Annotated in this window: 14 protein-coding genes and 2 other annotated features; all 14 genes read right to left on the bottom strand. The window is 36.9% G+C overall.

Going from position 1 to position 15,188, the window contains the following annotated elements; translation table 11 throughout:
- Window positions 1-101: 101 nt before the first annotated feature.
- The 14 genes from rplT to polA all read right to left on the bottom strand — a co-directional run bounded on the left by rplT (window position 102) and on the right by polA (window position 15,055).
- On the bottom strand, window positions 102-458 hold the full coding sequence (rplT, locus tag AC1DJR_RS04160; protein WP_001138364.1) for a 50S ribosomal protein L20: 357 nt from the start codon (window positions 456-458) through the stop codon (window positions 102-104).
- 38 nt (window positions 459-496) lie between these two features.
- The gene (gene rpmI / locus AC1DJR_RS04155; RefSeq protein WP_001125945.1) at window positions 497-697 is read right to left on the bottom strand and encodes a 50S ribosomal protein L35; all 201 of its coding nucleotides are present in this window, start codon (window positions 695-697) and stop codon (window positions 497-499) included.
- 21 nt (window positions 698-718) lie between these two features.
- Window positions 719-1,222: a translation initiation factor IF-3 gene (infC, locus tag AC1DJR_RS04150; RefSeq protein ID WP_002015470.1), complete on the bottom strand. Its 504-nt coding sequence runs from the start codon at window positions 1,220-1,222 to the stop codon at window positions 719-721.
- A gap of 63 nt (window positions 1,223-1,285) precedes the next feature.
- Window positions 1,286-1,406, bottom strand: a sequence feature (ribosomal protein L20 leader region).
- Between the two features lie 206 nt (window positions 1,407-1,612).
- Complete coding sequence (gene thrS / locus AC1DJR_RS04145) at window positions 1,613-3,550, bottom strand: threonine--tRNA ligase (protein ID WP_002190845.1); 1,938 nt, start codon at window positions 3,548-3,550, stop codon at window positions 1,613-1,615.
- Between the two features lie 48 nt (window positions 3,551-3,598).
- Window positions 3,599-3,826: a binding site (T-box leader), on the bottom strand.
- Window positions 3,827-3,857: 31 nt separating this feature from the next.
- A complete protein-coding gene (gene ytxC, locus AC1DJR_RS04140; protein WP_429688054.1) occupies window positions 3,858-4,739 on the bottom strand; it encodes a putative sporulation protein YtxC in 882 nt (293 codons plus the stop codon).
- Window positions 4,740-5,128: 389 nt separating this feature from the next.
- Window positions 5,129-6,067, bottom strand: a complete 939-nt coding sequence (dnaI, locus tag AC1DJR_RS04135; RefSeq protein WP_002015473.1) for a primosomal protein DnaI — start codon at window positions 6,065-6,067, stop codon at window positions 5,129-5,131.
- Window positions 6,068-6,100: 33 nt separating this feature from the next.
- A complete protein-coding gene (locus tag AC1DJR_RS04130) occupies window positions 6,101-7,507 on the bottom strand; it encodes a replication initiation and membrane attachment family protein (RefSeq protein ID WP_404443561.1) in 1,407 nt (468 codons plus the stop codon).
- 145 nt (window positions 7,508-7,652) lie between these two features.
- Window positions 7,653-8,114 (bottom strand): transcriptional regulator NrdR, encoded by a 462-nt coding sequence (nrdR, locus tag AC1DJR_RS04125; RefSeq protein ID WP_001203686.1) that lies wholly within the window; start codon window positions 8,112-8,114, stop codon window positions 7,653-7,655.
- Between the two features lie 196 nt (window positions 8,115-8,310).
- Window positions 8,311-8,694: an adenosylmethionine decarboxylase gene (speD, locus tag AC1DJR_RS04120; protein WP_002003660.1), complete on the bottom strand. Its 384-nt coding sequence runs from the start codon at window positions 8,692-8,694 to the stop codon at window positions 8,311-8,313.
- A gap of 385 nt (window positions 8,695-9,079) precedes the next feature.
- Window positions 9,080-10,108, bottom strand: a complete 1,029-nt coding sequence (locus AC1DJR_RS04115) for a glyceraldehyde-3-phosphate dehydrogenase (RefSeq protein ID WP_002129350.1) — start codon at window positions 10,106-10,108, stop codon at window positions 9,080-9,082.
- A 109-nt stretch (window positions 10,109-10,217) separates the two neighbouring features.
- A complete protein-coding gene (gene coaE / locus AC1DJR_RS04110; protein ID WP_060751308.1) occupies window positions 10,218-10,820 on the bottom strand; it encodes a dephospho-CoA kinase in 603 nt (200 codons plus the stop codon).
- A gap of 53 nt (window positions 10,821-10,873) precedes the next feature.
- Window positions 10,874-11,506, bottom strand: coding sequence for a sporulation membrane protein YtaF (ytaF, locus tag AC1DJR_RS04105; protein ID WP_002129352.1), 633 nt, complete (start codon window positions 11,504-11,506; stop codon window positions 10,874-10,876).
- 72 nt (window positions 11,507-11,578) lie between these two features.
- Complete coding sequence (gene mutM, locus AC1DJR_RS04100; RefSeq protein WP_429688053.1) at window positions 11,579-12,409, bottom strand: DNA-formamidopyrimidine glycosylase; 831 nt, start codon at window positions 12,407-12,409, stop codon at window positions 11,579-11,581.
- Window positions 12,410-12,421: 12 nt separating this feature from the next.
- Window positions 12,422-15,055 (bottom strand): DNA polymerase I, encoded by a 2,634-nt coding sequence (gene polA, locus AC1DJR_RS04095; RefSeq protein ID WP_429688052.1) that lies wholly within the window; start codon window positions 15,053-15,055, stop codon window positions 12,422-12,424.
- Window positions 15,056-15,188 lie beyond the last annotated feature (133 nt).

Below are 15,188 nucleotides of genomic sequence, written 5' to 3'. Positions count from 1 at the left end.
CTTAATATACTTGAGCAAGAAATAACGATAATAAGTGGAGGATTTTACAATAAATGCAAATAAAAAAACCTTAGAAGAAAATCTTCTAAGGTTTTAAACAATTAGTTAATGTTGTTTTTTGCAACTGTTGCTAATTCAGCGAAAGCTTTTTCGTCATGAACAGCTAAGTCAGCAAGCATCTTGCGGTTAACTTCGATGCCAGCATTTTTTAAACCGTGCATTAAGCGGCTGTAAGAAAGACCATTCATACGAGCTGCTGCGTTGATACGTGTAATCCATAATTTACGGAAGTCACGTTTCTTTTGACGACGGTCACGGAATGCATACATTAGAGATTTCATAACCTGTTGGTTAGCAACCTTAAATAATGTACTCTTAGAACCGTAGTAACCTTTTGCTAATTTTATAACTTTTTTACGACGTTGACGAGTAACTGTACCACCTTTTACTCTTGGCATAATATTACCTCCTAGTTTGTTCTATATATCAGCCGAACTTATTTTAAGTTGTCAAGCATTTGACGAATGCGTTTGAAGTCACCAGCGCTAACTACACCAGCTTTACGTAGTTTACGTTTAGCTTTTGTAGATTTGTTAGCGAATAAATGGCTTGTGTAAGCGTGAGAACGCTTCAGTTTACCAGATCCAGTCTTTTTGAAACGCTTTGCAGCGCCGCGATGAGTTTTTTGTTTAGGCATAGGTATTTCCTCCTCTATCTATTACTTATCGTTTTTCGGTGCTAAAACTAAGAACATACTACGTCCTTCCATTTTAGGCTTAGATTCAATTGTACTAACTTCAGCACAAGCTTCTGAGAAGCGATCTAAAACACGTTGACCGATTTCTTTATGAGTAATGGCACGTCCTTTAAAGCGAATTGACGCTTTAACCTTGTCGCCTTTCTCTAAAAACTTGACAGCATTACGAAGTTTTGTGTTAAAGTCATGTTCATCAATTGTTGGACTTAAACGAACTTCTTTCATGCTAATTACTTTTTGATTTTTGCGCTGTTCTTTTTCTTTCTTCTGTTGCTCAAAGCGGAATTTACCGTAGTCCATAATGCGGCATACTGGTGGTTTCGCATTCGGAGCAACCAATACTAAATCAAGATTAAGACCTGCAGCTAAGTCTAAAGCGTCATTACGAGACTTGATTCCAAGTTGATCGCCGTTTGCGCCAACTAAGCGTACTTCACGTGCACGAATTTGCTCGTTAATCATCATATCCTTGCTAATAGTAAGCCACCTCCAAGGTTTTCTTAGAATACGTTTTGCAATTGTAGAACCCGAACAAAAAAAGTGCGGGCACACGGCACCCACACTTGTAATATCTTTAGTAAGAAATACATTTACCTGCTAACTGCGAATGCGTCCATCAGGTGAGAAGCGGGTGCTTCTACTTGTCAAAACCATATTCTATTATCCTTGATGAGTTTATCATAGGACATGACGTCTGTCAAGAAGACGCGATGTGTTTTACTAACAACAAGAAATATTGTAACAAACAACCAGCATACTTGCAATACTTTTTTATGATAAGTATTGTTTGGTTATTTTTTCTAGATTTTCTTTTTTATAATACATAAAAAAGCCGCGGTACACCGCGGCTCTTTCTTATCGTTTTCCTTCTACCTTAATCATGTCAACAAACGCATCTAATGCGATTGTTTCTGATTTTTGTTCACCATATTTACGTACGTTAACGCCATTTTCAGTAACTTCATTGTCACCTACTACAAGCATGTACGGAATCTTTTGCATTTGTGCTTCACGGATTTTGTAACCAATTTTCTCTTCACGAGTGTCTAATTCAACACGGATACCAGCACGTCGTAATTCATCTTGTACTTTCTTCGCATAGTCTAAATGTACTTGCGGAGAAACTGGAATTACTTGCGCCTGAACTGGAGCTAACCAAGTTGGGAATGCGCCTTTGTATTCTTCAATTAAGAAGGCTACGAAACGTTCCATAGTTGATACAACACCACGGTGAATTACAACTGGACGATGTTGTTTACCGTCTTCACCAACGTAAGTTAATTCAAAGCGTTCTGGAAGTAAGAAGTCTAATTGTACAGTTGAAAGTGTTTCGTCTTTTCCAAGAGCAGTACGAACTTGAACGTCAAGTTTCGGACCATAGAATGCCGCTTCACCTTCAGCTTCATAGTAATCAAGACCCATTTCATCCATAGCTTCTTTTAACATACCTTGTGCTTTTTCCCACATCTCATCATCAGCATAATACTTTTTAGTATCTGCTGGGTCACGATAAGATAGACGGAATGAATAGTTTTCTAAACCGAAATCTTTGTACACTTCTAACGTTAAGTTTACAACACGTTTTAATTCTTCTTTAATTTGATCTGGACGAACGAAAATGTGCGCATCATTTAAAGTCATTCCGCGTACACGTTGTAATCCAGATAATGCTCCAGACATTTCATAGCGGTGCATTGTTCCAAGTTCCGCAATACGGATTGGTAATTCACGGTAGCTGTGAATATCRTTTTTATAAACCATCATATGGTGAGGGCAGTTCATTGGACGAAGAACTAACTCTTCATTATCCATTTCCATTGATGGGAACATGCCATCACGGTAATGGTTCCAGTGACCAGAAGTTTCATAAAGCTCTCTACTTCCTAATACTGGAGTGTATACGTGATCATAGCCTAAGCTTGCTTCTTTATCAACGATGTAACGCTCGATAATACGGCGAATTGTTGCACCTTTTGGTAACCAAAGTGGTAAACCTTGTCCTACTTTTTGGCTATTAGTAAATAGTTTTAACTCTTTACCTAATTTACGGTGATCGCGCTCTTTCGCTTCTTCAAGCATACGTAAGTGCTCATCTAATTCTGCTTTCTTAACGAATGCAGTACCGTAAATACGTTGTAACATTTTATTATTGCTGTCGCCGCGCCAGTAAGCACCTGCAACACTTAATAATTTAAATACTTTAATTTTCCCTGTAGATGGAAGRTGAACACCACGGCAWAGGTCGAAGAATTCGCCTTGCTCATAGATTGAAATAACTGCATCTTCTGGAAGATCGTTAATTAAATCTAATTTTAACTCATCGCCGATTTCTTCAAAGCGACGAAGTGCTTCTGCACGTGGTACTTCATGACGAACGATTTCTAAGTTTTCGTTCACGATTTTTTGCATTTCTTTTTCGATTTTCTTGAAGTCTTCAACTGTAATTGCTTCTTCCATATCAATATCRTAGTAGAAGCCATTTTCGATTACTGGACCAATGCCAAGCTCAAGCTTAACATCTTTATATAAACGTTTTAACGCTTGTGCTAAAAGGTGAGCTGTTGAGTGGCGTAAAATATATAAGCCATCTTCAGAATCTAATGTAATAATAGAAACTGCACCATCTTCTTCGATTGGTGTAACAAGATCGATCATCTCATCGTTTAATTTTCCAGCCACAGCTTTTTTCTTTAAGCCTGGGCTAATAGAAGCTGCGATTTCTTCAGTTGTTACTCCTTTTGGAAACTCCTTCACAGCTCCATCAGGGAAAGTAATTTTAACTACATCTGCCATCACTGGTCACTCCTCTTTTTTTTCAAAATAAAAAACACTCATCCCATAAAAAGGGACGAGTGTTGAATTCGTGGTTCCACCCTTGTTCCAATTAACCTTATTGTTAATTGCTCAAGTTCAACATAACGGTGTTGTCCGTTAGCAATTACTAGAAAAACGTTCACTGCTAAAGTTTAGAGGTGGTAAGTAATTATCCCGTACTAGGAAGCTCGCACCCTAAGGCTTCCCTCTCTGAAAATCGTAGAAAACTACCCATGTCCTCATCATAACATTTCAATATATTTCATTTATGTAGGTAATTATATGCTCAAAAACTTAGAAAATCAAGGGCGTTACCTTTATTTTTTAAATTTTTCACATTGCGCTCAAATTCATGCAAACCATGTAATTCGACCCGTTCTTGAAATACATTTCGCAAAGTAACAATCATATTATGATCTTGTTCTTTCGTATATAAATAAATCTTTTTCGGCGAAATAGAAAGAAGTGGTGCAATTACTTTCGTATCGATATATACATCCTGTTTCTTTAATAATTCTTCATCTATATATTGAACCAATTTCTCCTGTTTTAAACGCCTACCTTTATCATCATAGAAAATAAAACTTTCATCAAAAATAAGATGTACACAGGACAAACGTGATTTCCGGCTACTTACTTGTTGGCGAAGTGTCTCAATGAATATTTGGTATTCCTGCTCCATCTTATACTCATCAATTGCAACTTCAGCAAGCTTAGTTACCATTTCCCTATATGTACGAAGACGAAAACGAACGTATGATGAAAACGAGAATGAGAGCGGATCACAAAGCCAATCATTCAAAGACGACGCAATATAAGATTCAAATTTTTGACGTGTTAAATCACTAGCTACTCCTTTTCTTCTTTCCTTTAAAATCTCATGTGCCATATGCAATATTTGATGACACTCTTCTTGTTCTTCATAAAAAAACTTTTCCTTTAAAATGGTATGAATCCATTCATTTTGTTTCACATTCATAATGAAATATAGTAATACTGGCAATAAAATCTTTTCAATATAATTTGATTCACATAATGGTATATGAATAACAACCTTTTGTTCATTTAAATATACACTTGCTTCCTTATATAAGGATTCTGTTCTTTTCGTTAGTTGTCTGTATACGTACACAGCATCATTTTTTTCTTCGAAGCAAATTTCAATCACTTTTGTCCCCCCTTTTATCCCCGCTCTAAAGGATTGCATCTATACGTTACAAATCCTATAAGAGTCCGATCTATGGAAGTTCACTCTTAGTAGAAACCTATCTCCCATCGTTAGAACATCCACTCGATATGGCTTGCTAATTTTATATATATTAAGGGAGGGAGAAAAAAATGATACAAGCTACTCTGAAAAAATGATTAAAATAAAGTGAAACTTTAATCAGTGGAGGTTTTGTCCATCCTCCACTGATTATTAGCCCGCACCAATCGGGCTTTTACGGGCAGCAGGGCTCCCACCTAACTTCTTTGCTTTACAGCCGAATTTTGAGGTGGGAGTCTTACTGCCCGCCAATAGCGGGATAAAAAAGAGCAAGCTTCTCAGCTCGCTCTTTACTTATTACGACGATTCTTCCCGCCAATTGGGATTGGCTTCGCTAAATATTTAATTCGTTCCATAATACGGGCCGCTTTCATCTCTTCTGCTTCACCGCGCTGTGTATACGTTAAATGATGTTCCAACTGTTTGAAATCAAAGTTAGATGTAAAGAACGTCGGTAAGTTTTCCAACATACGGAATTGCAAGATTGCACCGAGTACATCATCACGTACAAAACTTGACATCGCTTCTGCCCCGATATCATCTAACATTAATACTTGTACACGTTTGACAGCATCAATCTTTCCGCTAATCGAATTATCTTGAATCGAACTTTTGATTTCACGTAAAAATTCWGGGAAGTATACGAGCATCGAACTAATTTTCTTTCGCGCAAGCTCATTTGCAATTGCCCCTAAAAGATACGTTTTCCCTACACCAAATTTACCGTACAAATATAAACCTTGTGCTTTTTTACCTGGTTCGTATGTGTTTAAAAATTCATTCGTTGCACCTATTGCATCAATACGTGCATCTAAATCTGAAGGGTCTAAATTTTCCATAGTTGCCTGCAAAATGTCAACTGGCATATATACACTTTGAACGAGTTTTTCATATTTTTTTCTCTCATCATATGCTACTTTTCTAATACAACGATCGTATTGAATATCAATCATCTTACCTTGAATGACGAGCTTCGGCTCATATCCTTGTAGCATATTTTTACATGACCCTAAATCTGGACAATCCGCACACCCTACACTTTGTCCAATATATTCATATAACTTCACAAGACTTCGTTCAATCATAGAAGTCGTTACTTCACCTTTATGTTCGTCTATAAATTCTTTCACACGAGGGTGCGCCATCACTTCTGCCTTTAAGACTTCATATCTATTTTTAAAGTTTTTATTTTCCATTAATTTCGTAAATGAATTTTGAATATGCTCCATTTTCTCACCTCAAAGAGCGTTCATTTTCTTTTATTAATCACGCTTATATTTTTTCAATACTTCTTCTAATCGTTTCCGTTCATCTTCTAACGTACTTGCATCTTTTTTCGCACTTACGTCATTTTTTACAGGTTCTTTCTCTTCTTCTTTCGACTCTTCCTTAAGCCAATCTGGTACCATTTCTTTTCGCACTGTTTTCTTCGCTGTACGACCTTTTTTCTTCGTCTCAGCCCACTCTTGATATTGACGATTCTCTTCTTTTGCTAGCGCCATCGCCTCGCCTACTGTACCGACCTTTTTTCGCGCCCAATGTCCAGCAATCTTCTCGACATACGTTTTAGCAAGCTTCATATCTGAGCGTAGCATAACGTAATAAATAAGTACATTCACAACCCCTGGCGTTAATTTTTGATTTATCATTACATCCTCAACGATTTGCAAGTCCGCTTTCGTCGCCTCTGCACCGCCTGAAATCTCTTTCAATAGTTGTTTTGGCGAGATTTCCTCTAACTGCTTCATTAGCATCTCTTCTTGCGTAGATGGCTCTTTCTCTTTCATTGTACGAGCAGCATGAGGTTGCACTCTTTCACTTAATACAGGTAACGCTTGACCATTTTCGAATTGATACCAATCGCGTGCTCCCTTCCGAAGCCTTTCGATATCAATTGTTTGCACTTCTGTCACTGCGCCAAGAACGATATTTTGCATCGATAACACATCCACACCGTACACATAAGCGAGTGTAATAACACATTCTCTCACTTGATCTGTAATCGCCTTTTTAGGAACAAGCGCTGATAGTCCGTCTACAAATAAAGAGAAATCAAAGAAGTCGTTCCAAACTTTCGGAGCATCCCCATTCTCGTTACTTGGCATAATTGTCGTTTTCGGGATACGCAGTTCTTCTTGCGCATATTCAAACTGACCTGGGTTAAACGAATCAAATATATCGTTGAAGGAGCGCGTAACATTTTCATAAGAACCAAAATCGAATTCTTCTTCTAAGAAATATTGCTTTACTTGGTTGTATTTTGTCCGACTCAAGCGATTATATAAAAAGATACTTAAAACAATATCATCAAAAAACTGCTTCGGAGATAAAGGTGGTTGCAATTCATATATAAACATTCGAATATCTTTTTCTTTCTTAATATATACATTTAAAAGACCAATCGCTTCTAACCTTACTCGTTCCCCATATATTTCAGGAAGTTGCATTTGCATAGTCACCATAAGGGAGTGATGTGTATTCTCTTTTCCAAACACACGATCTTGCTCTAACTCTCCCCATAGTGTCATGTATAAGCTAAAAGCTCTACTACCTATTAACGGCTGATACAACATCGTTAATACTTTCCGGTCGTAATTATGTAACAACCCTTTCGCACTTACTTTATAACGATCAATCGGCAATAGCTCCATCCATGACTGTTTTTCCATTCTTGCTTTTCCTTTCTCTCATCCAATCTAACCTACATTTCACTCGTTCTATCTTTATTATATAATTTATTAGCGAAAAAGAGCTATTAGCTTCCGCTTCTAGCTCTCTTATCTCGTTTACTTACAGTATATAAAGAGATTTCTTCTACTCTCTCTCTTTTTGCAGTATATCTTTTAATTCTTCAATAAATACATTTAAATCTTTAAATTGACGATACACAGAAGCAAAACGTACGTAAGCAACATCATCAATATCACGAAGTTCTTCCATAACAATTTCACCAATCATATCACTTTTCACTTCTGATATACCTAAGTTACGAAGTTCACGCTCCACACTTTGTGTTACTTCCTCTAACTGCCTTAAAGATACAGGTCTTTTTTCACACGCTTTAATTAAACCGCGTAAAATTTTCTCTTTATTAAACTCTTCTCGTGTTCCTTCTTTTTTAACAACGATAAGAGGTGATTCTTCTACTCTTTCAAATGTCGTAAAGCGACTTAAACAACTTTCACACTCTCTTCTTCTTCGAATAGAGCGTCCCTCGTCTACCGGACGCGAATCTAACACTCTTGTTCCATTATGAAAACAGGATGGACAACGCAATTCATTCACTCCTTTACACTATAATCTTTATTCTTTCGCTACTCACCTACATGTGAAAATATATATACAATATTATATAACTCATTCTTCTATAATGACCACTCTAAGTTATTACATATCGTGATCCTATTTTATATAAACTAAAAAAGAGGTGCATTATACACCTCTTTACATTTTAAATCAATTATGTTCTTTTTTAAAGAGCTTTTGTTTCTCTCTGCTTAATTTCGAAGCTACCAGTGCCTCGAGGAAGCTCGATGCTCTCACGCGTTTTCGCGTTTAAACCTTCTGCAATATATTCTGCAGCAACATTTGGATCAATACGATCCCCACAAGTATAAACATCAATACTTGCGTAACCGTGCTCCGGAAAGCTATGAATTGTTAAATGTGATTCCGAGATAATTACTACTCCACTTACACCTTGTGGTGCAAATTTATGAAAAGCAACCTCACGTACTTCAGCACCAGCTCTTAGTGCTGCATCCACAAATAATTGTTCAATATACGGCATGTCATTAAGCTTGTCGAAATCGCAATCCCAAAGTTCAGCAATCACGTGACGACCCATCGTATCCATAGTATCCATTCTACAGTTCCCCCTTGTAAATTTATTCTAACTGTTCGAATTGAAAACTAATTTGCAATTTGGCTTGCTCCACTACCACGGGGGAAAGTTAGTCCAGAGAGGTCCTAACCCTTTAAGTAGTGACTACGTACCTCAGCTCTTAAGTTTACGAGTGTTAGTATACTTTGTTTATTTTCATTTTGCAACAACAGTTTTTTCGATTTTCTGTCATATTTTCCTCTTTACTTTTCCCTAAAAAAAATTAATGATTCACGAATACAGTAATCCCAACGTTTCGTGGTATGTCCACTATTTAAAAATATACTTATATAATTTTTTTCCTTTTCAGAAAAAAATAAAAAAGAGGGCAAATTTTCACTTGCCCTCTCTCGTTCACTTAAATATGTTGCACATTTTTTTGTTTCGCTAATTCATCAACAACTAACGTTACAAGATCTACAACACGACGAGAGTAGCCCCACTCGTTATCATACCAAGCAAGTACTTTCACTTTACGATCACCCATTACCATTGTAGACAAACCATCAATAATAGCTGAGTGTGTATTTGTATTAAARTCGATAGAMACTAAAGGCTCTTCGCTGAATTCTACAATTCCTTTTAAYGCACCGTTTGCAACAGTTTTGAAYGCTTCATTAATATCTTCAACTGTTACATCACGTTTTACGTCTACTACTAAATCAACAAGAGACACGTTTGGTGTTGGTACACGAAGGGCCATACCATGAAGTTTTCCGTTTAAGTGTGGAAGAACTTTTGCTAGCGCTTTTGCAGCACCCGTCGTTGTTGGAATGATGGACTGTCCGCAAGCACGCGCTCTTCTTAAATCTTTATGTGGGTTATCAATATTTTTTTGGTCATTTGTATAAGCGTGAACAGTTGTCATTAAACCGTTTTCAATTCCGAACTGCTCATCTAACACCTTTACAACAGGCGCTAAACAGTTTGTTGTACAAGATGCATTTGAAATAACAGTATGCTTTGTGATATCTAATTGGTCTTCGTTCACACCAACTACGATTGTTACATCTTCATTTTTACCAGGTGCTGTTAAAATAACTTTTTTCGCTCCAGCTTCAACATGAAGAATTGCTTTTTCTTTAGAGTTAAATTTACCAGTTGCTTCAATTACAACTTCAACACCTAGATCTTTCCAAGGCAACTCCTTTGGATCGCGGTTGTTTAAAAGGCGAATCATTTTCCCATCAACTAGTAAGTGATCTTCAAATGCTTCCACTGTTCCGTCAAACTTTCCATGAACTGTATCATATTTAATTAAATGCGCTAACGTTTCTGATGGATAGCTTGCATTTATTGCTACAATTTTGAATGCGCTTTCTTTTATTGCTTGACGAAATACCATTCTCCCGATACGTCCAAATCCATTAATTGCCACACGAGTCATAATATGTTATCCCCCTTGAATGCGTTATACTATTTATCTCCAATCCCAATAATAGTATAACACAAAAAGGAGATATGTCACTAAGCATTTTCATTAATTTCACAATTTTTTAATCAATAATGTTCCATTCTTTCAAAATAGARGCTAATTGTGTTTTCGTTCCAGTAATTGTGCCATCATTATAAATYACYTCATCTGCCTTCTTTACTTTTTCTTCTAATGGCATTTGAGATTGAATACGAGCCGTTGCTTCTTCTTCTGAAAAGTTATTTCGTTTCATTAAACGTTCCAATTGCGTATTCGGTGTGACTGCTACAACTAAAACACGATCAACGAGATTTGTTAATTTACTTTCAAACAAAAGAGGGATATCTAACACAACCGCTTGCATATCTTCTTTTATGTACATCTCCTTTTGTGCATTCATTTCTTCACGCACTGCAGGATGAACAATTTCGTTTAACTGCAATCGTTTTTCTTCATTATAAAAAACGACACTCCCAAGCTTTGGTCGATCAAGCTCTCCATCTTTTTGTAACACTTCCGTTCCGAACACCTCTATAATTTTGTTATATGCCGGTTTTCCTCGTTCTACAACTTCTCGCGCAATAATATCTGCATCAATAACCGGTATACTCATTTCACGAAACATTTCTGATACCGTACTTTTTCCGCTTGCAATGCCTCCTGTTAATCCAATTACTACTGTCATAATAATCCCCCTCACAATATTAAAGGCGCGAAACTAATGTTCCACGCCCATACTTACATTTTCCAAATTCCAATAATAATGAGTAATACCCCAGGCAGGAATGTAAATTTTTGTAACCATTTCATATTTGATAAAATCGTACCGAGCTTCATTCCAATAAATAAAAATAAAGAACTCATAACCGCGACTAATACCGCCATCATCGCGGGTGCATAACCTAATAAAGATGCACCAATTCCAGCACCAAACGAATCTATAGAAAGAGCGATACCGAGAAGTAGCGCTTCTCCTGCAGAGATAGTTCCTGATTTATCAAAATCTGCAACAGTCGGCTTCCGCAAAATTTGAATCACTAACCCTAGCGAAGCAATTTCTAGTTTCCAAACCTTCTCCTCTTGCTTCGGTTCTTCTTTTTTATCACTTCGAAAAAATTGATATAATACCCAAATACCTATTCCAATAAGAACAAATCCGCCGATACGCGTTGCGATAACAGGTGAAAATATTTTCGCGATCATATGTCCAATTCCCATGGAAACGAGCATTACAGCTGCTGAACAGATCCCGATAATTATAATTGATCTTAGTGGAATTCTTACGCTCCTTAACCCGTATGTTAGCCCTACACTACAGCTATCTAAGCTTAATGTAAAAGCTAATAAAATAAGAGATAAATAAAGGTACATCGGTAAGCTCCTCCCTTATACATAGCTCTGCTCTATGTATATGACAAATGCCTATCCGATGTTATCCCTTTTCTATATTCTAGGTTGGCAAATTGGGCAGTAATGTGTTCCCCTTCCGCCAACAACTGTTTTTTCTAATAGCGTACCGCAAGTCACACACGGTTCTCCTTTTTTCCCATATACATTTAGAAGTTCCTGGAACGAACCAATTTGTCCTTGTGAATTAATATACGTTCTAATTGTACTTCCGCCTCGCTTAACAGCTTCGCCCAGCGTTGTAACAATCGCCTCGTAAATTCTTTCTATTTCTTCTTCTGTTAAAGATGCAGCTTCTCGTTCTGGGTGAATTTGAGAACGGAATAACACTTCATCTACATATATATTTCCAAGCCCTACTAAAAGACGCTGATCTAATAATACRACTTTTATTTTACGATTTGTTTTTTGCAATCTTTCTTGTAAATACTGCGGTGTCAATTCAGCATCAAATGGCTCCGGGCCTAAGTCAGCAAGAGGCATTTGATTCAATTCTTCACCTTTCTTAAAGAGATGCATCGTACCAAACTTTCTCACATCTTTATAATGTAATTCAGTTCCATCTGTAAATAAGAAACGGACGTGCGTATGTTTATCAATTAGCTCATCCTCTTGATGAAGTAAAAACTTACCTTCCATGCGCAAATGTGAAACAATTACATAGTTCGTTACATACAAAAGCAAAAACTTACCTCTTCGCTTTATATTTTCAATTGTCTCGCCTCTTAGCATTTCTTTAAAAATTTCTGCATCATCCGGTCGTTTTACTATTTTGGGATAAGTAATAACGACATCTTCAATCGTTTTTCCTGTTACAAGATTTTCAAGCGTCCGTCTAACGTTTTCAACCTCTGGTAATTCCGGCATTTCATCACGTCCTTATTTCGCATCGTACCAAGTTGGACCGTAAGAATAATCAACTTTTAACGGAACGGCTAGTTCAATTGCATGCTCCATTACTTCAGGTACAAGCTTCTCTAATTTTTCAATTTCTTCTTTTGGTGCTTCAAATATCAATTCATCGTGTACTTGCAGAAGAAGACGTGCTTGTAATCCTTCTTCTTCTAGACGATCTGCCATAATAATCATCGCTTTTTTAATAATATCAGCCGCACTACCTTGAATTGGTGTATTCATAGCTGTACGCTCAGCAAAGCTACGTAAATTGAAATTACGACTCGTAATTTCCGGAATATAACGGCGACGATTTAATAATGTAACCACATATCCTTTTTGTTTCGCATCTTTTACGATTTCATCCATGTATTCTTGTACACCAGGGAAACTTTCTAAATACTTTTCAATAAATTCCGCTGCTGCTTTTCTTGTAATTCCTAAGTTTTGCGAAAGACCATAATCACTAATACCATACACAATTCCGAAGTTAACAGCTTTTGCTTGTCGTCTCATGTTAGATGTTACTTCATCTTTCCCAACACCAAATACATCCATAGCTGTTTTCGTATGAATATCCATGTCCTGTTGGAACGCTTCAACTAACCCTGGATCATTTGCAATGTGAGCAAGCACACGAAGTTCGATTTGTGAATAATCAGCCGCGTACATGATCCATCCTTCTTCTGATGGAACGAATGCCTGACGAATCTTTCTTCCTTCTTCTAAGCGAATCGGGATATTTTGTAAGTTCGGATCTGTTGAACTCAATCGACCTGTTTGCGTTAACACTTGATTAAAACGAGTATGGATTTTAGCTGAATCTTCATGTACAACTTTCAATAAACCTTCAATGTAAGTTGAATTTAGCTTTCCTAATTGACGGTAATGTAAAATATTTGGAATAATTTCATGACGATCCATAAGTTTATCTAATACATCCGCCGACGTAGAATAACCTGTTTTCGTCTTTTTAATAACTGGTAAGTTTAAATTCTCAAACAGAATAACCCCAAGTTGCTTCGGTGAATTAATATTAAATTCTGTTCCCGCAAGCTTATAAATTTCCTGTTCCATTTCCTTTAATCTACCTGCAAGTTCTTCTCCCATATTACGAAGACGCTCCGTATCAACTTTTACACCTTTCACTTCCATATCAGCTAATACACGTGCAAGTGGTAATTCTAATTCCGTAAATAATTCATATTGCTCGTTCTTTTTTAATTCTTCTAAGAACGTTTGCTTTACATCATATAATACATGCACTTTACGAGCTACATGCTCCGCTACTACCTCTAGCTCCGGAACAGCACGCTTCGCACCTTTCCCGTAAACTTCTTCGTCAGATTTTACGGCATGCGTTTCTTTCATTTTCGCTACAGTACGGAAATCTTTATCTGTATCGGCTGGATCAAGTAAATAAGCGGCAATTAATAAATCAAAGTCAATCCCTTGAATATCTACACCTTTCCACTTGAGAGCAACGATAGCACGCTTCGCATCAAATGTATGTTTTCTCATTTCTCCATTTGCAAGCCACTCTTTAAAAGCATCCGATTTAAGAGCAACATCGGCCGGAATGAAGTAACAACCATTTTCATTTTGAATACCAAAACCTTGAATATCGGCTTTATGATAATTATCTTCTTGCACTTCAACAATAAGCGCACTATCTTGCTGAAGCATTTCTTCTGCAACTTCTTCTACAATATCAAATGTAATATCATCTAATTCAGCTGGAGCCGTTTCCTCCGGCGTAACACCTAACTTATTTAAAAGGGATGTAAATCCTAAATTCTCGAACATTGGAATCAAATCGCTTGGTTCATACCCTTTATATTCCATATCATCTACATGCACAGTAATCGGTGCGTCTGTAATAATAGTCGCAAGTTCTTTACTCATAAGAGCTTGTTCTTTATTCGCTTCTAACTTTTCTTTTAATTTCTTTCCACTCACTTGATCTAAGTTTTCATATACTGCTTCTACCGTTTCAAATTGCGTTAATAATTTAATGGCTGTCTTCTCGCCAACACCTGGTACACCTGGAATGTTATCCGATTGGTCTCCCATTAAACCTTTCATATCGATAATTTGCTTTGGTGATAAGCTATATTTCTCAAATAAAGCTTCTTTCGTATATTCATCTACTTCCGTAATCCCTTTGCGAGGAATACATACGAGTGTATTATCTGAAACAAGTTGCAGTAAATCTTTATCTCCTGAAATAACTTTAACATGAAACCCTTGCTCACTCGCTTCTTTCGCTAATGTTCCCATAATGTCATCCGCTTCATAATTTTCCAGCTCATAACGCGGTACATTGAATGCATCAAGCACCTCACGAATAAACGGGAATTGCTCTGATAACTCAGGTGGAGTCTTTTGACGCCCTCCCTTGTAATCACTATACGTTTTATGACGGAATGTTGTTTTCCCCGCATCAAACGCCACAAGCATATGCGTCGGTTTTTCTTCCTCTAGTATCCTCATTAACATCATTGTAAAACCATAAATTGCGTTCGTATGTATACCTTTGTCGTTATTTAAAAGCGGTAGTGCAAAGAAAGCACGATACGCGATATTATTACCATCTACTAATACGACTTTTTTTTCCAAACTACAAACCTCCCCATACATATTTGAAACGATTTTTTCCACAGAAAAAAACCGTTCCTGTCCTCTCTCTATATTAACATGACTAATAGAGAGAAGAAAAATAACGGTTTTTTTCTATCATATATAAACAGAC

This window comes from Bacillus sp. 05T31 (assembly GCF_056396725.1).
Note: the sequence above shows the minus strand (reverse complement) of the source record. Positions and strands in the feature narration are given on the sequence as shown.

Coding starts and splice junctions, on each gene's coding strand:
- rplT (WP_001138364.1), bottom strand. CDS start 458: ATGCCAAGAGTAAAAGGTGGTACAGTTACTCGTCAACGTCGTAAAAAA.
- AC1DJR_RS04130 (WP_404443561.1), bottom strand. CDS start 7,507: ATGGAAAAACAGTCATGGATGGAGCTATTGCCGATTGATCGTTATAAA.
- infC (WP_002015470.1), bottom strand. CDS start 1,222: ATGATGATTAACGAGCAAATTCGTGCACGTGAAGTACGCTTAGTTGGC.
- speD (WP_002003660.1), bottom strand. CDS start 8,694: ATGGATACGATGGGTCGTCACGTGATTGCTGAACTTTGGGATTGCGAT.
- rpmI (WP_001125945.1), bottom strand. CDS start 697: ATGCCTAAACAAAAAACTCATCGCGGCGCTGCAAAGCGTTTCAAAAAG.
- ytaF (WP_002129352.1), bottom strand. CDS start 11,506: ATGTACCTTTATTTATCTCTTATTTTATTAGCTTTTACATTAAGCTTA.